At 63.7% G+C, this 23159-nt stretch carries 20 protein-coding genes and 1 tRNA gene; 17 read left to right on the forward strand and 4 right to left on the reverse strand.

Features of this window, described 5'->3' with window-relative positions:
* Positions 1 to 29: 29 nt before the first annotated feature.
* The 9 genes from ACIQTZ_RS10820 (at position 30) to ACIQTZ_RS10860 (ending at position 10804) form a co-directional block, all read left to right on the forward strand.
* Entirely contained in the window at positions 30 to 752 is a 723-nt protein-coding gene (locus ACIQTZ_RS10820; protein WP_402980310.1) for a hypothetical protein, read from the forward strand.
* 131 nt (positions 753 to 883) lie between these two features.
* The gene (locus ACIQTZ_RS10825) at positions 884 to 2011 is read left to right on the forward strand and encodes a mandelate racemase/muconate lactonizing enzyme family protein (RefSeq protein ID WP_400334864.1); all 1128 of its coding nucleotides are present in this window, start codon (positions 884 to 886) and stop codon (positions 2009 to 2011) included.
* Between the two features lie 10 nt (positions 2012 to 2021).
* On the forward strand, positions 2022 to 2720 hold the full coding sequence (locus tag ACIQTZ_RS10830) for a FadR/GntR family transcriptional regulator (protein ID WP_402949814.1): 699 nt from the start codon (positions 2022 to 2024) through the stop codon (positions 2718 to 2720).
* 322 nt (positions 2721 to 3042) lie between these two features.
* Positions 3043 to 4443, forward strand: coding sequence for an FAD-binding oxidoreductase (locus tag ACIQTZ_RS10835; protein WP_402980313.1), 1401 nt, complete (start codon positions 3043 to 3045; stop codon positions 4441 to 4443).
* A 57-nt stretch (positions 4444 to 4500) separates the two neighbouring features.
* A complete protein-coding gene (locus ACIQTZ_RS10840) occupies positions 4501 to 6153 on the forward strand; it encodes an ABC transporter substrate-binding protein (RefSeq protein WP_402980316.1) in 1653 nt (550 codons plus the stop codon).
* Positions 6150 to 7103 carry an ABC transporter permease gene (locus ACIQTZ_RS10845; protein ID WP_402980318.1) on the forward strand — a complete coding sequence of 318 codons (954 nt, stop codon included), beginning with the start codon at positions 6150 to 6152 and terminating at the stop codon, positions 7101 to 7103. The genes ACIQTZ_RS10840 and ACIQTZ_RS10845 overlap by 4 nt, the downstream gene beginning before the upstream one ends.
* A complete protein-coding gene (locus tag ACIQTZ_RS10850) occupies positions 7100 to 7951 on the forward strand; it encodes an ABC transporter permease (RefSeq protein ID WP_402980320.1) in 852 nt (283 codons plus the stop codon). The genes ACIQTZ_RS10845 and ACIQTZ_RS10850 overlap by 4 nt, the downstream gene beginning before the upstream one ends.
* A 1-nt stretch (position 7952) precedes the next feature.
* Positions 7953 to 9611, forward strand: a complete 1659-nt coding sequence (locus ACIQTZ_RS10855; protein WP_402980322.1) for an ABC transporter ATP-binding protein — start codon at positions 7953 to 7955, stop codon at positions 9609 to 9611.
* Entirely contained in the window at positions 9608 to 10804 is a 1197-nt protein-coding gene (locus ACIQTZ_RS10860; RefSeq protein WP_402980324.1) for a PLP-dependent aminotransferase family protein, read from the forward strand. Before ACIQTZ_RS10855 ends, ACIQTZ_RS10860 begins: the two co-directional genes overlap by 4 nt.
* A 138-nt stretch (positions 10805 to 10942) precedes the next feature.
* Here the strand turns inward: ACIQTZ_RS10860 and ACIQTZ_RS10865 are convergent.
* A tRNA-Leu gene (locus tag ACIQTZ_RS10865) sits at positions 10943 to 11025 on the reverse strand.
* 396 nt (positions 11026 to 11421) lie between these two features.
* Here ACIQTZ_RS10865 and ACIQTZ_RS10870 point away from each other — a divergent pair.
* Genes ACIQTZ_RS10870 through pknB form a run of 7 tightly spaced genes read left to right on the forward strand, consistent with a single transcriptional unit; the run spans position 11422 to position 20999 of the window.
* Complete coding sequence (locus tag ACIQTZ_RS10870) at positions 11422 to 12168, forward strand: FhaA domain-containing protein (RefSeq protein WP_397324250.1); 747 nt, start codon at positions 11422 to 11424, stop codon at positions 12166 to 12168.
* 5 nt (positions 12169 to 12173) lie between these two features.
* The gene (locus ACIQTZ_RS10875) at positions 12174 to 12653 is read left to right on the forward strand and encodes an FHA domain-containing protein (RefSeq protein WP_387437643.1); all 480 of its coding nucleotides are present in this window, start codon (positions 12174 to 12176) and stop codon (positions 12651 to 12653) included.
* Positions 12654 to 12656: 3 nt separating this feature from the next.
* Positions 12657 to 14351, forward strand: coding sequence for a PP2C family protein-serine/threonine phosphatase (locus ACIQTZ_RS10880; RefSeq protein WP_402948701.1), 1695 nt, complete (start codon positions 12657 to 12659; stop codon positions 14349 to 14351).
* The gene (locus ACIQTZ_RS10885; protein WP_400334881.1) at positions 14348 to 15778 is read left to right on the forward strand and encodes an FtsW/RodA/SpoVE family cell cycle protein; all 1431 of its coding nucleotides are present in this window, start codon (positions 14348 to 14350) and stop codon (positions 15776 to 15778) included. Before ACIQTZ_RS10880 ends, ACIQTZ_RS10885 begins: the two co-directional genes overlap by 4 nt.
* On the forward strand, positions 15775 to 17232 hold the full coding sequence (locus tag ACIQTZ_RS10890; protein ID WP_402980326.1) for a penicillin-binding transpeptidase domain-containing protein: 1458 nt from the start codon (positions 15775 to 15777) through the stop codon (positions 17230 to 17232). The genes ACIQTZ_RS10885 and ACIQTZ_RS10890 overlap by 4 nt, the downstream gene beginning before the upstream one ends.
* Positions 17229 to 19061 carry a protein kinase gene (locus ACIQTZ_RS10895; RefSeq protein WP_402980328.1) on the forward strand — a complete coding sequence of 611 codons (1833 nt, stop codon included), beginning with the start codon at positions 17229 to 17231 and terminating at the stop codon, positions 19059 to 19061. The genes ACIQTZ_RS10890 and ACIQTZ_RS10895 overlap by 4 nt, the downstream gene beginning before the upstream one ends.
* A gap of 6 nt (positions 19062 to 19067) precedes the next feature.
* Positions 19068 to 20999, forward strand: coding sequence for a Stk1 family PASTA domain-containing Ser/Thr kinase (gene pknB / locus ACIQTZ_RS10900; protein ID WP_402980330.1), 1932 nt, complete (start codon positions 19068 to 19070; stop codon positions 20997 to 20999).
* A gap of 92 nt (positions 21000 to 21091) precedes the next feature.
* Here pknB and ACIQTZ_RS10905 read toward each other — a convergent pair whose 3' ends face one another.
* The 3 genes from ACIQTZ_RS10905 to ACIQTZ_RS10915 are packed head-to-tail and all read right to left on the reverse strand — an operon-like array spanning position 21092 to position 22620.
* Positions 21092 to 21733: an aminodeoxychorismate/anthranilate synthase component II gene (locus ACIQTZ_RS10905; protein WP_400334889.1), complete on the reverse strand. Its 642-nt coding sequence runs from the start codon at positions 21731 to 21733 to the stop codon at positions 21092 to 21094.
* A complete protein-coding gene (locus tag ACIQTZ_RS10910; RefSeq protein ID WP_397324240.1) occupies positions 21730 to 21900 on the reverse strand; it encodes a hypothetical protein in 171 nt (56 codons plus the stop codon). Before ACIQTZ_RS10910 ends, ACIQTZ_RS10905 begins: the two co-directional genes overlap by 4 nt.
* Before the next feature lie 3 nt (positions 21901 to 21903).
* Positions 21904 to 22620 (reverse strand): class E sortase, encoded by a 717-nt coding sequence (locus ACIQTZ_RS10915; RefSeq protein ID WP_402980562.1) that lies wholly within the window; start codon positions 22618 to 22620, stop codon positions 21904 to 21906.
* A gap of 259 nt (positions 22621 to 22879) precedes the next feature.
* Between ACIQTZ_RS10915 and ACIQTZ_RS10920 the strand changes: the two genes are divergently transcribed.
* Positions 22880 to 23134: a cell division protein CrgA gene (locus ACIQTZ_RS10920; protein ID WP_387437502.1), complete on the forward strand. Its 255-nt coding sequence runs from the start codon at positions 22880 to 22882 to the stop codon at positions 23132 to 23134.
* The last annotated feature ends 25 nt before the right edge of the window (positions 23135 to 23159 follow it).

The following is a 23159-nucleotide window of genomic DNA, read 5'->3' on the forward strand; positions in this document are numbered from 1 at the left end:
AAGAGCACGACCCAATGGGGGATTTGGAAATGAAGAAGTTTGCGCTGCAGAGCGTCGGAATTTCGGCCTTGGTCATGATGGCCGTGAGCGGTTGCAGTGGGTCCACGGGGTCCACCGACGCCGCTTCGCCGGAGGCCACGGCGACGCCTACGCCCACAGTTGCCAAGCAGTACACCAACGAGGAACTCATTGGACTGGTCAAGCAGATCAAGCCGAAGTCCGGTAAGGAATTGACGGTAGCGTCCAGCGAGGAACTCGCGCAGGAGAATCCCATCAAGGCCCTCCTGAGCATGTTCACGATCGAACCTGCCGAGTGCAAGGACCTCGCGACGCTGGGCGGCAACACGACACTGGCAGGTTCTACCACCGCTGCCGGGGCAGATCTGGATGCTGAATCGGGCGTCATGACCATGGTGACCCTGACGTCCGGACTCGATAAGCAGAAACTCCAGGACAGCATCGACCAGAGCGGCGCACAGGCCCAAAAGTGCGCGAAAATGACCCTCTCCATGGCCGGTCAATCGATGAATGTCTCGACTGAAAAGTTCGACGGCATCAGCGCGGTTCCCGGAACTGTGGCTTACAAGACCGAAATGTCTTCAGCCAGCGGCTCGAAGCAGACCACGTACATGGCCTACGCCATAAAGGACGGGGTACTGATCTCGGCTACGGCTTCCGGCAAGGGCGCCGAAGCGAGCGGTGTTGCCACGGCCAGCGACCTCATGGAACAGGCCGCAGCGCTGATCAAGTAGCAGTCCTCTACATACAGGGGCCGCGACCCTCGCCGGGTCGCGGCCCCTTGCTTGTTACGGGGACAGTCCCACATCCTCTTGTAGCACAAGTTCCTAACTTGTATCCTAAGTAAAACAACTTAGGAGACCCCTTGAGCCCCGTAGACCTCATCCGGCACGTCAAACTGTCCACAGCCCGACTGCCCCTGACCGTACCCATCAGCGACGCCAAGGTCTTCACCGGCCGGCAGAAGCCGATGACCGAAGTGGTGTTCCTGTTCGCCGAAATCACCACGGAACAGGGCCACAGCGGCATCGGATTCAGCTACTCCAAGCGAGCCGGCGGCCCCGCACAATACGCGCACGCCAAGGAGGTCGCAGAGGGCATCATCGGCGAGGACCCCAACGACATTGGCAAGATCTACACCAAGCTCCTCTGGGCCGGAGCCTCGGTTGGACGGTCCGGCGTGGCAACGCAGGCACTGGCAGCCATCGACATCGCCCTCTACGACCTCAAAGCCAAACGCGCCGGACTCCCCCTGGCCAAACTCCTGGGCTCCTACCGCGACTCCGTGCAGACCTACAACACCTCCGGCGGCTTCCTCAACGCCACCCTGGACGAAGTCAAAGCGCGCGCAACGCAATCCATCGAGGAAGGTATCGGCGGCATCAAGATCAAGGTGGGCCTGCCGGATTCCAAGGAGGACCTCCGCCGCGTGGCCGGGATCCGCGAGCACATCGGCTGGGACGTGCCCCTCATGGTGGACGCAAACCAGCAGTGGGACCGTGCCACCGCATTGCGCATGGGCCGCCAGTTGGAGGAGTTCAACCTCATCTGGATCGAAGAACCACTGGATGCCTACGACTTCGAAGGCCACGCACACCTCGCACAGGTCCTGGACACCCCCATCGCTACCGGTGAAATGCTCGCCTCCGTGGCCGAGCACAAGGGCCTTATCAACGCCAACAGTTGCGACATCATCCAGCCGGACGCCCCGCGCGTCGGCGGCATCACGCAATTCCTTCGCCTCGCCGCCCTCGCTGACGAGCGCGGCCTTGGCCTCGCCCCGCACTTCGCCATGGAAATCCACCTTCACCTCGCCGCCGCCTACCCGCGTGAACCGTGGGTGGAGCACTTCGACTGGCTGGACCCGCTGTTCGAGGAACGCCTTGAAACCAAGAACGGCCGTATGATCGTCCCGGACCGCCCCGGGCTCGGCGTCACGCTGAGCGACCAGGCCCGAGCCTGGACCACCGAGTCCGTGGAATTCGGCGCGTAATCTTGAACCCATGAGCCGCAACCTGACTACGGACCTCGCCGCCGATCTCCGCAACCGCATTGTGGACGGTGCCATCCAGCCAGGTGAAAAGCTCCCCAGCGAGAACACCCTCATCAGCGAATACGGGGTGAGCCGGACTGTCGTCCGCTCCGCCCTGACGCGTTTGCAGGCCGAGGGCCTCGTAGAGACCGAACGCGGGCGGGGCAGCTTTGCGCTGACCCCGCCCGATGACGGGCCCGTCCATGCGCCAGGAGCGCGTGCCGTAGCCACCATGGAAGACCGCCTGCAGATGCTTGATTTCCGCATCGGCGTGGAAACCGAAGCGGCAGCACTGGCTGCGCGGAATCACTCGGAACGCCAATTGAAGGCAGTCCAGGGAGCCTTGGAACAGTTCACTGCGAGCTCCGGCCACCCCGCACACGCCATGAAGGCCGACTTCGAATTCCATCGGGCAATCGCTGCCGCTTCCGGCAATCCCTTTTATTCGGACTGCATCTCCGCGCTCGGCCAAACCATGATCACCATGCCCCGCCCGCGCTTGGTCTCCAGCGACGAGCCCGACTCCCCGGAGCGCTTCGCCCAGGTGGTCCACGAGCATTCCTCCATCTACCAGGCCATCGCCGAGGCAGACCCCGCCGCTGCCGCCGCAGCGATGCGCCTGCACTTGAGCAACTCACGACGCCGGTTCAAGGCTTCCGCGCGCGGCTGACCTCCCGGCCCACTCCCCCAACTGGGTCGCAATAGTGCGCGTTTTGGGCGTTCAAAACGCGCACAAATGCGACCCAGTTGGGCCCGAAATGTCATGTGACGCATTACTCCGTCCAACAAAGACATATTTCGCCGCATCAAGACCTCATTTAACGAAATGGGAATCCCCACGTCGCCCCATTGAGAACTATTGATTGACGTTTCACGAAACTGGAATCCAAATTCCGAGTGCCGCTAACTTTTGATGACTCATCAAAAGCCTTTGGGTGCTTCGTTGCAGGGATTCCTGTCTTGTCATGCACCCGGACAGAAAGCGCACCGGCATGACAACACAGCAAACAGAAAACGCCACCACCATCCAGGCGTACCTTGAGCAACTCCCCAAGAACATCGAAGCCCTCGAACCAAGCCTGGAGACCAGCCGCTACAGCCACGACGCCGCCACGGCCAAAACAGCGGGCAACAGCCACACGCCGGGACCCGCCGTCGTACTTCCCGCAACAGCAGCCGACGTCCAGGAAGCCGTGAGGCTGGCAGCGGAACTCGGCATCACCGTGGTCCCCCGGGGCGCCGGCAGCGGCCTGTCCGGCGGGGCCACCGCAAGCAGGAACCAGGTGGTCATTTCCACTGAGAAGCTCAACCGGATTATCGAAGTTTCACCGCTGGATGAAGTTGCCGTCGTAGAGCCGGGCGTTATCAATGCCGAACTGAACAGGCACCTGGAATCCCACGGCCTTTTCTACGCACCCGATCCCGCAAGCTTTGATATTTCCTCCATCGGCGGAAATATCGCCACCAACGCCGGCGGGCTCCGTTGCGCGAAATACGGGGTGACCCGCGAATCAATCCTGTCGCTCGACGTCGTCCTCGCCGACGGCAGCCTCATCACGGTTGGCCACCGCTCCATCAAGGGCGTCACCGGGCTGGACTTGACGTCCCTGTTCGTCGGTTCGGAAGGCATCCTTGGGATCGTCACCAAGGCCACTGTCAGGCTCCGTCCCGTTCCTGTGGCCCGAAAGACCGTGAGTGCCTTCTTTGACAGCACGGCGGAGGGCACGGACGGCCTTGCAGCAATCACCCTCTCACCGGTCCGCCCGGCCGCGATCGAGTTCTTCGACACCCCGAGCCTCGCGAATATCGACGCCCACTCCGGAACGGCGCTTCGAGAGCGCGGCGCCGCGCTGATCCTGATCGAACTGGACGGGTACGGCATCGGCGACCAAGCCGCCGACCTCGCCACTGCGCTCAGTGCTGTCGGTGGACGGGTCACCGTGGAAGCGGACGACGACGGCGTGCGGCTCTGGGAGTTGCGGCGCAGTGGCCGCGGCCTACCGCAGGACAAGTGGTACGTCGGCGAGGACATTGCCGTGCCCAAGTCGCAGCTTGCCAAGGTTTACGCAGCTTTCCCGGCGCTCGAAGCCCGCTTCGGCGTCGACATTTCAGCGGTGTCGCACGCCGGCGACGGTAACCTGCACCCGCTCATCACCCTGGACAAAACGCCCGACGACGGCCCCAACCCGCCTGCCTCCCTGCTGGAAGCAGCCACTGAACTCGTGAAGGTGGCGCTTTCGCTCGGCGGGACAGTCACCGGCGAGCACGGCGTGGGGACCATCAAGAAGGAGTGGGCTGCGCTGGAACTGTCCCGGCGCAGCCGCGAGTTGCAGCACGCCATCAAGGCAGCGATTGACCCCCAGCAACTTCTGAACCCCGGCAAAGCCATCTAGCCAAGCATCCAACCCGGCCACCCCAACGGCCGTACCCAACGCATCCAAGGAGCAACCATGAACACCTTCGCTACCCCCGAATTCCGCAGGCGGGCCTTCCTCGCTGGCCTCGGCGCCCTGTCCACCTCGGCACTCATCACCGCCTGCGGCGGGCCTACCGCCAGCACCGGCACCAACGGAGGCACCCCTGTGGAAGGCGGCAACATCACCTTCCTGATCCAGGGCTACGACACTGGCTGGGTCTCCAGCAAGACCTCCATCTCCAGCTACGAGGGCAACCTCTGGGGCCAGATCACGGACAAGCTGGTCTACGTCAATGAGAAGGGCGAGCTCAGCCCGTGGGTTGCCGAGAAGTGGGAAGAGCTCAACGGCGCCAAGGACTTTGTCCTGCACCTGAAGGAGGGCGTCACGTTCTCCGACGGAAGCCCGCTGGATGCCGCCGCGGTGGTGGCCAACCTCACTGCCTGGGCCAAGGGCGATTCGGCACGCGGCATCAGCAAGGTGGGATTGTTCCCGTCCACCAATTTCGTCTCCGCCGAGGCCGCCGACCCCAAGACGGTCAAGGTTTCCTTCTCCTCTCCCGCGCTCGGGTTTATCGCCACGCTGGCGTATCACGGCTGCATCCTGCTCTCGCCGAAGACCCTCGCGCTGCCGGTGGAGGCGCAGGCGGACCTCAGCCAGGAAATCGGCAGTGGCCCGTTCGTGGTGAAGTCCTGGAAGCAGGGCGACAGCTATGTATTGGAGAAGCGAAAGGACTACAACTGGGGCCCTGCGGCACTCGGCCACACCGGCCCGGCCCGACTGGACACCATCACCTACAAGGTCATCAAGGACACCTCCGTCCGGACCTCCACGGTGGTGTCCGGACAAGCGGATGTTGCCTTCAACGTGGAGCCGCAGGAAATCGAGTCGCTGAAGGCCCAGGGCTTCACGGTTGGAACGCCCCGCTACCTTGGCTTCGTGGACGGCTTCCAGGTGAATACCACGGCCTTCCCCACCAATGAACTCGCCGTCCGCCAGGCCATCCAGCACGGCATCGACCGCGAAGAGATCCGCAAGACCGTCTACACGGATGACTGGAACGCGGCCACCACCTTCATCCAGGGCAACGTCCCTGAAGCCGGTGAGTTCAGCGACTCCTTCACGTTCGATCCGGAGAAGGCCAACAAGGTCCTGGACGACGCCGGCTGGGCCAAGGGCTCCGACGGTTACCGCACTAAGGACGGAAAGACCCTCGAGTTCACGCTCACGCCCAACCCATATGTCCCGTCCACCAAGGCCGAGGACGAGCTCATCGCCCAACAGCTCAAGAAGGTAGGCATCAAGGTCAACCTCAAGGTGGTGGACGTTGCCGGCTACGCAGCAATCCAGGCCAGCAAGCCGCCGCTGTTCCAGACCTCGCGAAGCTTCGTCGACGTCGGAACGGTCGCCGGTGTCTTGACGAGCCAGAACAAGGGTGAGGACTGGTTCAGCCTTGGCACCAGCGACCAGAGACTGAACGACCTTTCGACGGCGATTGCCACCGCCTCGGACCGCGCCTCCCGGGAGAAGGTGGCGGACGAACTGCAGAAGTACGTGCTGGAGCAGGGTTACTTTGTACCCCTTAACCAGCTCGTCCAGCGTCTGTACCTGATCAACCCGAAGATCAAGGACGTCCAGTACAACGGCCTGGCGTACGCGAACTTCTACACCGCCTGGATTTCACAGTGACCAGCGACTACCGGCGCTTTGCCCTCACCCGTGTGGGCCAGGCGGTCATCGTGGTCCTCCTCGCCTACGTCCTGACGTTCCTGGTAATCAGCGTGCTCCCCGGCGACGCCATCACCAATTCGCTGCGCGACCCGCAGCACGGGCTCAGCGAGGAGGACATCCAGCGGATCGTGTCCTACTACGGACTCGATCAGCCGGTGATCGTGCAGTTGCTCCTGTCACTTGGCCGGTTCCTGACGGGCGAACTCGGCTTTTCCTTGCAGTCCAACCTCCCGGTGACCCAGATCGTCGGGGATGCACTGCCGTCCACCCTGACTTTGGCGTCGAGCGCCTTGGTCATCGCGATCGTTTTCGCCGTGGGCATCGCCTACGGCGCCCAGTACCTTCCGGGGAAATGGGCCGCGGTTGTCCGTTCCATCCCGTCATTGTTTCTTTCCGTGCCGAACTTCGTGATCGGCCTCATCCTGATCGAGCTCTTCGCGTTCCGCCTGCACTCCTTCACCACGACGGATCCGAACAGTCCGGTAGCAACGCTGTTCGCCGCGATCACCCTGGCAATCCCCGTCTCGGCACCGCTGGCCGAGGTCCTGATTGCCAGCCTGGATCACGAATCCCGCCAGGACTACGCCGTCGTGGCACGTTCCCGCGGTCTGACGGAGGCCAAGCTCTTCGCGAAGCACCTGGTGAAACCTTCGGCGTTGCCGTCAGTGGCGATGGTGGCGTTGATCGTGGGGGAGCTTCTAGGCGGTTCAGTCATCACCGAAACCATCTTCGGCCGCGACGGCATCGGCACCGTGGTCCAGAAGGCTGTGACGGGTGAAGACCAACCAGTGCTTCAAGCAGTGGTTTCCCTCTCCGCCGTGGTGTTCGTGGCCGTCAACCTCTTGGCGGACCTGGCCTCGCCGTTGCTGGATCCGCGCGTCAAACTCCGGGAGAAGGTAAGCGCATGACCGCCCTGCTCAGCAACCCCCAACTCAACCAAGAACCTGCGCAGCGGAAGCTGACGGACGGCCTCCCGCCCGTCACGGTCCTCCTGTCCTTCGCCGTGGTTCTGCTCGTGATCCTGTGGTCCCTGGTACCCGGTCTCTTCACGCACTACAGCCCCGTTACGGGCGACACCGCAAGCAAGTTGGCCGCACCCAGCACGGCACACTGGTTCGGCACCGACTACCTCGGCCGTGACCTGTACGCACGCGTCGTCTACGGTACGGCGTCCTCTGTCACGAGTGCCTTGGTAGCCGTCCTGATCGGCTTGGTAGTTGGCAGCATCATTGGCCTCGCGGCAGGTTTCCGTGGCGGCTGGGTCGACTCGATCCTCGGCCGCTTCGTGGACGTACTCCTGGCCATCCCGGGCTTCCTTCTGGCTGTGGTCATCGTGAGTTCCCTTGGGTTCCAGACCATCAACGCCGCCATCGCAACGGGAGTGTCCGCCGTCGCAGTTTTCGCCCGACTGATGCGTGCAGAAGTGCTGCGCGTCCGCGGCGCAACGTACGTCGAAGCGTCCTATCTGGAAGGCGGCAACCGGCTTCACGCCTTGCTGGGGCACATCCTCCCCAACGCGTACCGCTCCGTGCTGGTGTTGGCCGTCCTGCAGTTCGGCACATCCATCCTGGTCATCGCATCGTTGGCTTTCCTTGGCTATGGCGATCCTCCTCCGGCGTCGGACTGGGGCCTGTTGGTGGCCTCCGGCAAGACCTACGTCACGGCTCCATGGCTCGTGTACGCGCCGGCCCTGGTCATTGTCATCACTGTCTTGTCCGTGAACCGCATCAGCCGCTGGCTGCGAAAGGCGAAGTGACATGAGTTCCCTCTTAACAGTGCAAGGTTTGTCGATCGCGTACGGCCGTGCCGCCGTCGTTCATGACGTGGGGTTTTCGCTCGCCAAAGGTGAGAGCCTCGCGCTGATCGGCGAATCGGGCTCCGGAAAGTCGACCATCGCTAAAGCCGTCCTCCGGCTGCTCCCGCACGACTCCACCGCCACCGGGAAGGTGGAGTTGGACGGCAAGGACCTCTTGTCCCTTGCGGAGAAGCAGTTCCGGCCCTACCGGGGCCGTGAACTCGGCTTCATCCCGCAGGATCCGGCGTCGGCCCTCAACCCGGTGCGGACCATCGGCGCCCAAGCCCACGAGGCCGCCGCGCTGCTGGGCGAAACGGACCCCGAAGTCCGGCGCGCGAAGATCCTGGAGGTCCTCGAGCAGGTGGGCTTGCCGGATCCCGGCCGCGTGTACAACTCCTACCCGCACCAATTGTCCGGCGGTATGTTGCAGCGCGTCCTCATTGCGCTGACGGTACTTCCGCGGCCGTCACTGATCGTCGCGGATGAGCCCACCTCCGCCTTGGACGTCACGGTGCAGAAGCTCATCCTGGACATGCTGACCGAGCTCCGCCGCGAACTGGACATCAGCCTGCTCCTTATTACCCACGATCTCGCCATCGCGGCGGAGCGCGCCGATTCGCTGGTGGTGCTCAAGGATGGCGCGGTCCAGGAAAGTGGTCCGTCGCGCGAAATTTTCGCCGCGCCCGCAACGGAGTATGCACGCAACCTCCAGGCGGACGTTCCCGCCCTGCACCCGGACAGGTACCGGAACCAGCGGTTAACGCACGACGGCGGCTCCCGGACTGACGCTTCAGGGTCACCCGCTGGGCCCGCACAGATTGATGTGCGCGGAGTAACCAAGCGGTTCCACGCCGGCGGGAAGGGCATCGTGGCCGTGGATGGCGTCTCGTTCTCCGTGGAACGGGGACGGACGCACGCGCTTGTCGGTGAATCCGGATCCGGCAAGACCACTGCTGTCCGGCTGCTTCTCGGGCTGGAGCAACCGGACGGCGGAGAGATCGCTGTCGCCGGCCAGTCGACGTCGGGCAGGTCCAGGACAGAAGTCCGCGAGATCCGCCGCCACCTCCAACTCGTGTACCAGAACCCGTTCACCTCCTTGGATCCCACGTGGAAGGTGAGCAGGATCGTCCAGGAACCCCTGGAGCAGTTCGGTCTGGGCACCAAAGCCGAACGGGTCCAACGGGTCCGCGAAGCATTGGAAGCCGTTGGCCTTCCCGCCTCCGTGGCGTCACGCAGGCCGGCAAACCTGTCCGGTGGCCAGCGGCAACGCGTGGCCATCGCCCGCGCACTGGTAGTGCGTCCCGACGTCGTGGTTTTGGACGAACCCACGTCCGCACTCGACGTGAGCGTCCAGGCGGGAATCCTGGAATTGCTCGCCCAACTGCAGCGCGACCTGGGCTTGACATACCTGTTCGTCTCGCATGACCTCGCACTGGTCCGGCAGGTGGCAGACACCGTTTCCGTGCTCAGGCGTGGGCAAGTGGTAGAAGACGGGCCCGTGGAGGACATCTTCCTGCGTCCCCAACATCCCTACACCCAAGCACTGCTCGACGCGATCCCGCTGGCCACGCCTGTCCGGGACCAGACAGAAGCCAAACAACTAGCGGAGGCACCAGCATGACCGTGAACCTGACCACCAACCGCCGGCCCGCCCTGATCGAGGCCTTCACCGCACCCCAGGGATTCGGTGACGCAACCCTGCGCGACAAGCGGGCAGACGCCATCGAACTCCTCGGCGGCATCCCGGATCCCAGTGTCCTTCCCACCACTGCGATCGCCGAAGCGACAGCGCGAGTACTGGCCAAACCGGGAGTTCCCGCCCTTCAGTACTCACGGACTGAAGGCATTTCACCCCTTCGCGAGTGGATCGCCGAACGCGAGGGTGTGCCCGTTGACCGCATCCTGATCACCAATGGCGGCTTCCACGGCTTGTCCCTGGCCATCCAGTCCGTGGTGGAACGTGGCGACCTGGTGGCCGTGGACAATCCGATCTTCCCGTTGTTCCTGAGGGGGTTGCAGCTGTCCGATGCCCGCACGCTGCCCGTCTTTGTGGGGCCGCATGGCTTGGATGTAGACCATCTCAGCGATCTTCTCCGCGGGGGTGCCCGTCCGTCCGCGCTCTACACCGTGCCGGACTTCCACAACCCCTCACAGGGAACCCTCCCGGGTGAGGCCCGACGCGAGTTGGTGAGATTGGCTGAGCACTACGGATTCGTGATCCTGGCGGACAACCCGTATCGCGAGCTCCGTTTTGCCGGTGAGCAGGAAAGCGTGGAGGAGTTCAATAACTCGGACCACGTGCTCCATATCAACACGTTCACCAAGACTTTGGGCCCCGGCCTCCGTCTCGGCTGGACTGTCGCTCCCGGGCATCTGGCCCGTGATCTTGTGGCCCTCAGGAGCCGGCAGGACTCGCACAGTTCCACGTTGGTCCAGGCGATCATCGGCGAACTCGTGACGTCTGACCCCGACATCTTCGACGCCACGCTTGATAAGGCACGCGTCCTGTACCGGAACCGCGCCCAGACCCTTGTGGCGGCGTTGGACCGGGAAGCCCCCGGGGCGTTCGAGTCCGTTTTGCCGGAGGGCGGGCTCTTCTTGTGGCCGCGACTGAGTGACGACTCGGTGGATCCGGACCAGCTCGCCGCGGACGCAAGTGCCGAGGGTGTGGAGTACCAGCGGGGTTCATTCTTCCCGTCCGGACCTGGCACCGACGCCGGGCGCCACCTGCGCCTGGCCTACGGTGACGTGTCCGCGGAGAAACTGGAAGAGGCCGCGGCCCGCCTGGGACGTGCCCTGAAGCGCCAGTCCTGACTGTATACACCCAACTGGGGGACAGCACTTGTCCTGATGAACGCTGATAAGGACGCGATCTGTCCCTTGGTTGGTTCCCCTGCGACGCAATTAAACAAAAGAGCCCCGGTCCAATGACCGGGGCTCTTTCAGATTGCGTGCGCGAGGGGGGATTTGAACCCCCACACCCTTTCGGATACTGGCACCTGAAGCCAGCGCGTCTGCCGTTCCGCCACTCGCGCGCAACTTCTTTTTCAGGACTTTGACCGGGAACCGGCTTCGCTTCCTTCAAAAGCAGCGAGATCAAGCATAACGGACACTTTGGGCAAAACACCAATCGGCCGCCGCAAGGACCCCGGAACGACTTTTCGGGACACACGAACAAGGCCGCAAAGGCAGACAACAACAGCTGAACAGCGAGGAAATTTAGTCCCTGCCCCCGCCCGCCACGACGGGCATGTGGCGAACTTTTCCGGGTCGCAAGGCGTTGTGGATTAAGGCCATTCGCAGTCACTCCCAGTAGTATCGGGAAGTGAAAGGGCCGTTCGGCGCTCACTTCAGTGTGTGCACGGACGGGACCATGGACCGACTATCGAGCCAGGCACCGCGTGTGCCGCGACGAGGAAAGGAGAAGGACCATGGGTCTGCTGGACAAAGTGGAACGCGGCATTGAAAAAGCCGTCCGCAACGTCTTCTCCACGGGGTCGCGGGCACGTGTTGAGCCGGTGGAGATCGCGAGCAAACTGCGGCGCGAACTGGACAACCAGTCCATCACCATTGCGGCGGGACGCACCCTCGCCCCCAACGTTTTCGATGTCCTCCTCAGCAATGACGATTTCACCAGGGCACAGGAATGGGGCACGCCCCTCGCCGAGGAACTCTGCGATGTTGTTATCCAGCATGTGCGCAGCCAGGGCTACACGCTGCAGGGTCCCGTGCGGATCTCCTTCCGCCGGAATGAGGAGGAGCGGGCCGGTCACTTCGAAATCGCCTCCCGTACCGAAAAGTCCGACGGCGGCGCTCCCGCCCCGCAGGCCCCGCGGCCAAACCTTCCAGCGGCACCGGCACGCCAGCCCACCAGGCTCCAACCTGTCCTGGATATCGGCGGCCAGCGGTACTCCCTCAACGCCCAGTCTGTTGTGCTGGGCCGCTCCTCGGAAGCAGACATCCTGGTGGACGACACCGGTGTTTCGCGGAAGCACCTTGAGGTCCGTACGCAAAACGGCACCACCTGGGCCGTAGACCTTGGATCCACCAACGGCAGCTACGTCAATGGCCACAAGGTAGACGGCAGCGTGGAACTCACAGACGGCTCAACCATCACGATGGGACGTACCAAGATTATTTTCCGCCTTCTCCCCCAAAACCCGGGTGGCAACGCGTGAACGACATCAGCGAACTGACCATCACCGCTCTTCGCTTCGGTTTCCTCTTGCTGCTGTGGGTCTTGATCTTCAGCATCGTGTCCACCATGCGCCGCGACTTCCAGATCGGACGCAAAGCCGTGACGGGCACGCCCACGGCGCGTGAGGTCCGCAAGCATCCGGAGTTGGCTGCGTCGCCGCCGCCGGCCATCCAGCATGCCCGGAACCTCGTGGTCACCGAAGGACCGTTGAAGGGCACCACGCTTCCCCTCGCAGCCAGTCCCATTCTCTTGGGCCGCGCGCAGGAAGCCACGCTTGTCCTGGAAGACGACTACGCGTCGGGCCGCCATGCCCGCCTGTTTCCGCAAGGCAGCCGCTGGTTCATCGAGGACCTGGGTTCCACCAACGGCACCTACCTGGCCGATCAACAGCTCACCCGGGCCTTGCCGGTGGAGCTCGGCGTCCCCGTGAGGATCGGCAAGACGGTCATTGAATTGAGGCCGTAGTCCATGGCCGCCCCACAGACCACCGAAGGCAAGGAAACGCCGGCGGAGCGCCCCCTCATCATGCGCTACGCGGCGCGCTCCGACGTCGGTCGGATCCGCTCCAAGAATGACGACTCCGCTTACGTGGGCCGCCATCTTGCTGTCGTTGCCGACGGCATGGGTGGTCACGCTGGCGGCGATGTGGCCTCGGCATCAACGGTCCTGGACATGATCCACCTGGATCACGACGATTACCCGGACGGCGCAGACACTGTCCTCGCGGACGAGATCCAGACCGCGAACTCCCTGCTCTCCGAGCTGGTCCACCAAAATCCCAAGCTTTCCGGCATGGGCACCACCGTGACGGCCCTGCTCCTTGAGGGCCGGAAGCTGCACTTCGCGCACATCGGCGATTCCCGCGCCTACCGCCTGCGCAACAAGAAGTTCGAGCAGGTCAGCATCGACCACACTTTTGTGCAGCGCCTCATCGATGAGGGCCGCCTGCGCCCGGAGGAAGCCGAAACACATCCCCACAAGAACGTCCTGATGCGCGTCCTTGGCGATGTTGACGCCAGCCCCGAACTGGACCTGGACATCCTGGACGTCGAACCCGGCGAACGCTGGCTGCTGTGCTCCGACGGCCTGAACTATGTGGCCGGACACGTCGTGGAGCGCAAGGTCCGCGAGATCAAGGACCTTCGCGAGTGCGTGGAAACCTTGGTGGACCTGACCCTTGAAGCGGGCGCCCCGGACAACGTCACCGTCGTGATGCTGGAGATCGCGGAAGAAACGGACGACGACGTCAGCACAGCCGCCGTCGACGTCGTACCGCCCGCGGCACCCGCCCAGGCCGAACAGGCGGACACGGTCACCGCCAGCAAGTCAGCGGATGAGCCGCCGGCCGCCAAGGACGAGGCGGCGGACGCAGCAAAAGACACCAAGGAACCTGCCGCAGGTTCCTCGTTCAGCGCCCACGGTCCTGGCGACGAGGATCCTGCAGCCCCAAGCAAGGAACCAGCCAAGGACGAGTCCTCCGAGGACAAGGAACCTCCTGCCACGACCGATCCGCACCTGGGCGAGCACCTGTCCGCCGAGGTCCTGCGCGAAGAACTGGCCAGCCGGCCCCACGAACTGGTTGGCGCGGCGGCGACAGCCGCTGAGACCGGCTCGATTCCCACGGTGGCGGGCCGCACGGTGGCCCGCCGGGCAGCAACGGTCCTGACGCACAAGGCCGAACAGGACCGCCTTGAACTCGAAGAACCTCCGCGGCGCCGCATCCGTTGGCTCATGCCTGCCGTGGCCGCCGTCGTGGTCCTTGGCGTGGTGGTGGGTCTCTGGCTCGGTTACGCCTGGACCCAGACCCGCTACTACGTGGGCGAGTTCGACCAGCGCGTTGCCATCTACAACGGCATCTCACAGCGGCTCGGCCCCATCCAGCTTTCCCGGTTGGAGTCGGTAACGGACCTTCGCGTCGACTCGCTGCCCGAATACGGCCGGCAGAGCGTCCGCCAGACCGTTCCCGCGGGAGACCTGGATGACGCCCAGCGGATTGTGGAGAACCTGAAGAACTACGGCAGCGCTTCAGCAAGCTGCCCCAGCTCTTCCCCAACCGCAACTCCCACCCCCTCCCCAAGCACCAGCGTTCCTGTTCCCAGCACGGCAGCGATTGCCACACCAACGCCCTCGCCCGTCCCGACTCCATGTGAGGCGGCAAAATGATCCAGACCGAAACAACACCCAAGCCCCGCCGGAACGTCGAGCTGGTGCTCATCGTCCTGGCCCTGGCCGTGGGCATCGGCGCCAGTGCTTTGGTGAGCATCAATTCCGAGTCCGGCCTGGACAGCGATTTCTGGTTCCAGTCCAGCTTGCTCGCTGTGGCTGCCTTTGCCTTCCACGTGGTCCTCCGGCTCCGGGCTAAATATGCCGATCCGGTAATACTTCCGATTGTGGTTGCACTCAACGGTCTTGGCCTCGCACTGATCCACCGCATGGATGCTCCGGGCGAAGACACAGGGAACAACCAGCTCCGTTGGACGCTCATTGCCATGGCCGTGGCCATCGCCGTCATCTGGTTCCTCAAGGACCACCGGATCCTGCGACGCTTCACGTACATTTCCCTGGCAGTCAGTGCCCTTCTGCTGATCCTGCCTTTGGTTCCGGGCATCTCCGCCGGCGAGGTCCTCGGCGCCAAAGTGTGGATCCGCGTTGGTCCCATGACCTTCCAACCCGGTGAAATCGCCAAGATCACCTTGGCCATCTTCTTCGCGGGCTACCTGTCCTCCAACCGGGACCTCATCCTGTTGGCCGGACGCAAGATCGGGCCCATGCAGTTCCCGCGCTTCAAGGACCTTGGTCCCATGATCACCGCGTGGTTGGTGAGCATCGGCGTGCTGGTTTTCCAGCGCGACCTCGGCTCGTCCATCCTCTTCTTCGGCCTCTTCATCGTCATGATCTACGTGGCAACCAGCCGTATCTCCTGGGTAGTCATCGGCCTGGTCCTGATCCTGGGCGGTGGCTTTGTTGCCTCCAAGATCTTCTCGCACGTCGCGTTCCGCATCGACAGCTGGATCAACGCCTTCACCCCGGAAGTCTTCGGACGGTCACCCGGCGGCAGTGGGCAGATTGTCCAAGGCCTGTTCGGCATGGCCGACGGCGGGCTCGTGGGAACGGGACTGGGCCAGGGCAGGCCGGACCTTGTTCCCTTTGCCAACAGCGACATGATCGTGGCACTCATCGGCGAGGAACTCGGCCTGATTGGCCTGTTCGCCGTGGTGATGCTCTACCTGCTGCTGTTCACCCGCGGCTTCCGTGCCGCACTGGGCACCCGGGATGCGTTCGGCAAGCTCCTTGCGTGTGGCCTGTCCTTCGCCATCGCCCTGCAGTGCTTCGTGGTGATCGGCGGTGTCACCCGTTTGATCCCGCTGACCGGCCTCACCACGCCGTTCCTCGCGGCAGGTGGTTCGTCGCTCCTGGCCAACTGGATCATTGTTGGATTGCTTCTCATGATTTCCAACACGGCACGGGGTCCAGTGGACACTACACCCATGGTCAACAAGCCGCCGGCAACCAGCAGCACCCCGGCTGCCCGTAAGCCGGCCACCGGACAAACCCCCAGCACACCAACAGAGGCGGTGAAGCAGCAATGAACCAGGCTATTAGAAGTTCGTGGATGGCTGCCGTCGCCATGTTTGCCCTGATCCTCGGCGCCATCAGCTACGTGCAGGTGATCGGTGCCGACGATCTCAACAAGAACCCCTGGAACCAGCGCGCCATCCTCGCGTCCTTCTGCAACGACCGCGGGGCCATCATCGTGGCCGGCACGCCGATCGCCGAATCCGTCACGGGGACCGAGTCCTGCGCTTTCCAGCGCAAATACACCCAACCCGAGCTGTACGCCGGCATCACGGGCTACTTCTCCAAGGGCTTTGGTTCCACAGGCCTTGAGCAGTCCATGGGAGATACGCTCGCGGGCAACTCTGACCAGCTGTTCCTGGACCGCGTCAGCCAGATGTTCCTCGGTAACGAACCCAAGGGTGCCTCCGTGGAGCTGACCTTGGACCCCGCCGTCCAGAAGCTTGCCTACGACCTGATCCCGGACGGCCAGCGCGGCTCCATTGTGGTGACGAACCCGAAGACCGGCGCCATCCTGGCCATGGTTTCCAAACCGTCCTACGACCCCAACCTGATCGCCACCCATGACACCAAGGCGGCGCAGGCCAACTACAACGAGCTGAACCAGATTCCGGGCATCAACCTGAACCAGAACGTGAGCGGCCCTACGGGCAACCTGCTGTCGCCGGGCTCTGTCTTCAAGCTGATCGATACCGCTGCGGCGTTGAACTCCGGGAAGTACAACAAGGACAGCGAGCTCCCGAACCCCTCCAGCCTGCCGCTCCCGGGATCCAGCGCAAGCCTCCCCAACTATGCCGGCGGCAACTGCAATGTCCGGGAGACGGCGTCGTTCTCCTTCGCCCTGGAGCAAAGCTGCAACACGCCGTTCGCCAGCATCGCTTTGGACCTGGGCCAGGACGCCATCCGCCAGCAGGCCGAGAAATTCGGTTTTGGTGACTACTTCGGCGACCAGTTGAAACTCCAGATGGCGCCGAGCGTCTTCCCGAAGGACCTTGACCAGGCACAGCTGGCCCAGTCCTCGGTGGGCCAGCGCGACGTCAAGGCGACCCCGTTGCAGATCAACCTCATGACCGCGGCCATTGCCAACGGCGGCGTGCAAATGAAGCCAAACCTCGTCAAGACCGTCAGGTCCCCGGATCTCCGCGTTATCAGCGAGACCAAGCCCGAGGCCCTCCGCACCAGCACCACGGCTCCCATTGCCGGCCAGATCACCGAGTGGATGACCAGTGCCGTGGACAACGGCATCGCCAACGGCGCCGCTGTTTCCGGCGTCAAGGTGGCCGGCAAGACCGGCACCGCGGAGCTGGGCGATTCAGGCCTGAACAACTCATGGTTTACCGGGTTCGCCCCGGCAAACGACCCGCAAGTGGCCGTCACCATCGTCATGGAAGGTGTGGATGTGCTCAGCGGTGCCAAGCTAACCAGTCCGAACGCAAAGAAGATTTTTGAGGCGGTGTTGAATAAGTGAGACCTACTTCGGGAATCACACTCGGCGGCAGGTTCCAGTTGACCAGTCGCATTGCGATTGGTGGCATGGGCGAGGTCTGGAAGGCCAAGGACCAGATCCTGGGCCGGATCGTGGCCATCAAGGTGCTCAAGGAGGAATACACCGGCGATCCCGGCTTCCTGCAGCGCTTCCGTGCCGAGGCCCGCCACACAGCACTGCTCAACCACGTGGGTATCGCCAATGTGTTCGATTACGGCGAGGAAGCCGGCTCGGCGTACCTGGTCATGGAGCTTGTTCCGGGCCACCCGCTCAGCGCCATCCTTGAGCGTGAGCAGGTGCTGTCTCCGGACATGACGCTCTCCATCATTTCCCAAACGGCACGTGCCTTGGCTGTGGCGCATGCACAGGGCCTGGTGCACCGCGACATCAAGCCCGGCAACCTGTTGATCACGCCGGACAACCGGGTCAAGGTGACGGACTTCGGCATCGCCCGCCTCGCGGACCAGGTGCCGCTGACCCAGACCGGACAGGTCATGGGAACTGCCCAGTACCTCGCACCGGAACAGGCCACCGGCCAGACCGCCACGGGGTCCTCGGACATCTACTCGCTGGGTGTCATCGGCTACGAGTGCCTCACGGGCCACCGGCCTTTCTCCGGCGAGTCGCAGATTGCCATTGCCCTGGCCCAGGTGAATGACGCTCCGCCACCCCTTCCGGAGACGCTTCCCACCCCGGTGCGCGCGCTGCTCATGTCCATGCTGGCCAAGGATCCGAAGAACCGTCCTGCCAACGCCATCAAGCTGGCCGAGGCGGCGGAAGCCATCCGCAACGGCGACATCGCTACGGCACACGCCGCCGTTCCCGGCATGCTCCTCTTCGAGGGTGCCACCGGACCCATCACCGCTCCGGTCAACACTGCGACGGCTCCGACGGGCGTGGTTGCCTCGCCGTTCGGAAAAGAGCAGTCGACGACGGCGACCTCCGCACTTCCGGTGGTTGGCGCCGCCGCTGCCGGGGCTGCTGTGGGCGCCGCGGCCGCTTCGTCGGACAATGCTTTGACCCGTGCCAATGCCTTGGAAGCAGAACGCCAGCTCAACGACGACGAGACCGTCTACAGCGACGATGACGGCAACTACGACGACCAGGAACCGGAGCGCAAGAAACGCAGCCCATGGACCTGGCCGCTCGTGGCGTTAATCCTGCTGGTCCTTTTTGCCTTGGTTGGATTCCTGATTTCACAGTCCGGCTTCTTCTCGCCGAGCCCCAGCCCCAGCAGTTCCTCCTCCAGTCCCAGCGTGTCCTCGAGCCCCACCAGCAGCTCAGCCTCACCAACGCCGTCCCAGACCTCGCAGACGCCGACTCCTTCGCAGTCCACGCAGTCCAAGATCAATGTGATCCCGGAGCAGTTCCAAGGACAGCAGTTCCCGAAGGTCAGCTCGGAACTGCGGGCAATGGGCCTGGGCGTTGACGGCCAGGAGGTCTTCAGTAACACGGCCGCACCGGGCGAGGTCATCAGCCTCAACCCAACCGGTCCGGTTGACCCTGGCACCACCATTACCGTCCAGTACTCCAAGGGTCCGGAGATGGTGGCTGTCCCGAGCATCGGCGTGGGCCTGCCCGAGGACCAGGTACGCGGGCTCATCGAGGGCGCAGGCCTTCGTTGGGTGGCCGGCGATCCCGTCAACGGCTCCCCGACGCAGCAGCCCGGGACGTTCGTCCGGTCTTCGCCCGCTGCGGGCACCAACGTGGAAGCCGGCTCGCTGGTTACCTACTACCTGTCCAAGTCCGTGGTCCCCACTGGCCCGTCGTCATCGTCCAGCGCGAGCCCCAGCGCCCAGGCAACCAAGTAGTTCACCATGTCAACGTCACGGCCCGGTCCGGCACACCGAGAGGAAAGGACGCCTGTGTCTGAACAGCGCATCCTCAACGGTCGCTACGAACTCGGTGAGCTGATCGGCCGTGGCGGCATGGCAGATGTATACCGCGGAACGGATACGCTCCTTGGGCGGACCATTGCGGTTAAAGTCCTCCGGGCGGACCTCGCCCGCGATCCACAGTTCCAGGCCCGCTTCAAGCGCGAAGCGCAAGCCGTAGCTGCGCTCAACCACGCCTCCATCGTGGCCATCTTCGACACGGGTGAGTACTCGGTCCCCGGCGGCCCCGGAGAGGACGTACGCGTCCCATACATCGTCATGGAGTTCGTCTCAGGCCGTACCTTGCGGGACATGATCAAGGCCAAAGAGCTGACGGTCGAGGACTCCATTGGTTATACCCTCGGTGTGCTGTCCGCCCTTGAGTACAGCCACCGGGCCGGAATCGTCCACCGGGACATCAAGCCCGCCAACGTGATGGTCTGCGGAGACAGTGGCGACGTGAAGGTCATGGACTTCGGCATCGCACGCGCCATGGCGGATTCGTCCGCCACCATGACCCAAACGCAGGCCGTGGTGGGAACGGCGCAGTACCTGTCGCCGGAGCAAGCCAGGGGCGAGACCGTCGATGCGCGCAGTGACCTCTACTCGGCGGGTTGCCTGCTTTTCGAGCTCCTGACGGGTCGTCCGCCTTTCGTGGGCGACAGCCCGGTCTCCGTGGCCTACCAGCACGTGCGGGAAACTCCGGACCTTGCCAGCGCCCACAATCCCGAGGTCTCCGAGGCCCTCGATTCTGTCCTGACCAAGGCCCTGCAGAAAAACCGCAGCGACCGCTTCCAGGATGCCGCGGCCTTCCGTCGCGCCCTCAGGGCAGCGAGCAACGGCATCCCGGTACCTGCCGTCGCCGCCAGCGAGGCGCCTACGGATCCCAACGACCTTGTGGATGACGAGGGCCCCGCAACCCAATTGCTGAGCGCCACCGCCGTCGGGTTCCTCGACGTGGACCAGATCAACGAGGACCCCGAGCGGGCCGGTTACAACGAGCCGCAGGCCTACGCCACCCGCGCCCAGGAGGAACCGCTTCCGCTGGGCCTCCCACCGGAACGGGAGCGGACCCCACGGCAGAACTCCCGCCGTCGTGCGTGGGCAGCCACGCTCGCCATCTTCACCATCCTGGTCCTTGCCGGCGCCGGATTCTGGATCTACAGCGTGGTCAACACACCCCCGCCCGCGCCTGCCAAGGTGGCTGTTCCCACCGTCGCGAACATGTCCGAGTCGCAGGCGATCCAGGAGCTTTACGGCGCCAAGCTGGTACCCAAGACGGCACGCGTGGCCAGCGATTCGGTGGCCAAGGACATGGCCATCGGCACTTCGCCAACGGCCGGAACCATGCTCGAGCAGAACGCCGAGGTGACCCTCAGTATCTCCAGCGGCCCAAGTTCCGTGACCATTCCGAAGGACATCGCTGGGCGCACGGAAGCGGACGCCAGGGACTACCTCCGAAGCCTGGGAATCACTGGCACCATCTCGACCGTCCGGACCAACAGCCCCACAGTCGCTGCCGGCCTGGTGATCACCACGGGTCCTGCGCCCGGAGCACCCATAGCTGCCGGGTCCAACGTGGAACTACAGGTCTCCTCGGGCAAGGTGCTCATGCCGCAACTCATCGGCCTTGCGCAAGCAGAAGCCGAGGCCGTCCTGAAGGAAAACGGCTTGGTGATGGCCGTCGTCGAGCAGGAAAACAGCCAAGTGGAACCCGGCAAGGTGACCGCCCAGAGCGACGCATTCAACGTCGAAGTGGATCAGGGCAAGACCATCACTGTCACGGTGGCCAAGGCGCCGGCCCCGAGTCCCACTCCCACACCGACGCCCACGGACAAGCCGAAGCCCTCGCCGTCAGCCACCAAGAAGGACTGACGGCCGCGCCCACCAGCCTCCGCGTGTTGCTCCTTCGTCGCTTGGACGCACGCTTCCGGCTGCCGGCTCGCGACAGTCAGTGCTCTCCGCAGCTAGTGCTGGATCAGCGGGCTCAGCTTGGACGCACGTTCGGCGGCGCCCTGCATGCCCAGCGACTCCAGCCAGTTGCCCAGCATCTGATAGCCGCCTTCGGTGAGCACGGATTCCGGGTGGAACTGGACACCGCACAGCGGTGCGGTCTTGTGCTGCAGGCCCATGACCACGCCGTTGGTGGTTTCGGCGGTGATCTCCAGGACATCCGGGATGGAATCGCGGACAGCAGCGAGTGAGTGGTAGCGGGTCGCTGTGACCGGGGAGGGGAGTCCCGCGAAGACGCTCTTGCCTTGGTGCTGTACCGGCGACGTCTTGCCGTGCATCAGTTCCGGTGCGTGGGTCACCACGCCACCGTAGGCTTCGGCGAGGGCCTGGTGGCCCAGGCAGACGCCGAACATTGGTTTGCTGTTTTCGCCGCACCACTTGATGAGCTCAATGCACACACCCGCTTCGGCAGGCGTGCCGGGACCAGGCGAGACAAGGACGCCGTCGCGGGCTGCAGCGAGTTCCTTCGCTTCAGCGAGCGTCACGTCGTCGTTGCGGACCACGGTGGTTTCGGCACCGAGTTCCTGCAGGTATCCAACAAGGGTGTAAACGAAGCTGTCGTAGTTGTCTACGACCAGGATTTTTGTTGTGCTCATGGCTGCTGTGCTGCACCAATCGTTGAGTCGGTCAGGGTGGTGAATTGGGAAAACCAGGGGAAAAGGAACTCGACCATAAGTACCAGGGCCGCTCCCACGAGGACCACTGAGGTCAGGATCCGCACCCACAGGGGTCCGGGAAGGTTACGGAAAATCCAGGCGTACATCCGCTATCCCTTTCCTTGGGCTTGGGCGACCAGGGCGGCAATGTCCGACGGCGGTCCGGCTGACGAAGGTTGCCAACTGTCCAGTACTGAGTAGGCGATGATTCGTTCCTGTGACCCGAAACGGGGGTTGCAACTGGTCATGGTCAGGATGCTTTCGCTGGGGGTGGCCCCTTGTTGGGTAGGGACGGGCAACAACACGTCGGTCCGGCTCGGAAGCACGATCTGGTTGTTGCGGAAAACGTAGGTGTAGTAGCCGTCTTTGGTCTGGACGTAGATCTTGTCGCCCGGTACCAGGGTGTGGATGCTGTCCAGGACCGCGCCGTGGGTTTGCCGGTGCCCGGCCACGGCAAAGTTTCCGACCGCTCCGGGCATGCTGGTGCTTCCGTAGTGCCCCAGACCCAACGTGTCCAGGACGTCGGATCCGGTGCCCTCAATGATGGGACGCGTGTACGTTGCCCCAAAGCGGGGAACGTACATGATGCCAATGGTTCCACCGTTACCCGGTGCCGTACCCACCACGGGCTTGCCGTAGTCTGCCGGTGCGGCGGGCGTGACGGGGCCGGTGAACTCCTGCGCGAAGCTCTTGACGGCCTCGGTCTGCTTCGCGTCGGCCTCGACGTTGGTCCACCAGAGTTCCCATGCCACGAAGAGAAGAAGGACTACGCCGGCGGTGATGAGCAGTTCACCGATGATCTGGCTGATTTTGCGGAGTACATCCATGGGCCGGAGCTTCCGGCGCGGGGCTTTGTTCCTCCGGCTTTCGGCAGACGGCACAGCAGCAGCGGCTGAGGTCTGCTGGTGCGCCACGGGCTCTCCTCGTCTGGGGACGCGGGCGGCGCAACCGGCCCTTTGGTTACGGCTAGACTTGACAGCTAGACCAACCCGGAACGCCGCTGGCCGTTGACCGCTGGAATTTTCCTTCCTGCAGGATATCAAGGCAGGCTGCGACGGGTTTATGTGAACCAGCCAAGGAGGATCCGTGCCCGAGTCCAAGCCCCGCAAGAGGCCTGCCCGTCAGGAACAGCAGACTTCCGCTGCGCAGCAGTACAAGCCGAATCCGGTCTGGTACAAGCCGGTGATGTTTGGCCTCATGATCATCGGCCTCATCTGGATCATCACCTTCTACATCACTGAAGGGCAATTCCCGGTCCGGGATTGGGCCTCATGGAACATCGTGGCTGGCTTCGGCATTGCGATCGTCGGCTTCCTCATGACCACCCGCTGGCGTTCCTAGAAACTCCAACCTCACATTTCCGTGC

Source organism: Paenarthrobacter sp. NPDC090520, from assembly GCF_044769205.1.
Taxonomy (GTDB): domain Bacteria; phylum Actinomycetota; class Actinomycetes; order Actinomycetales; family Micrococcaceae; genus Arthrobacter.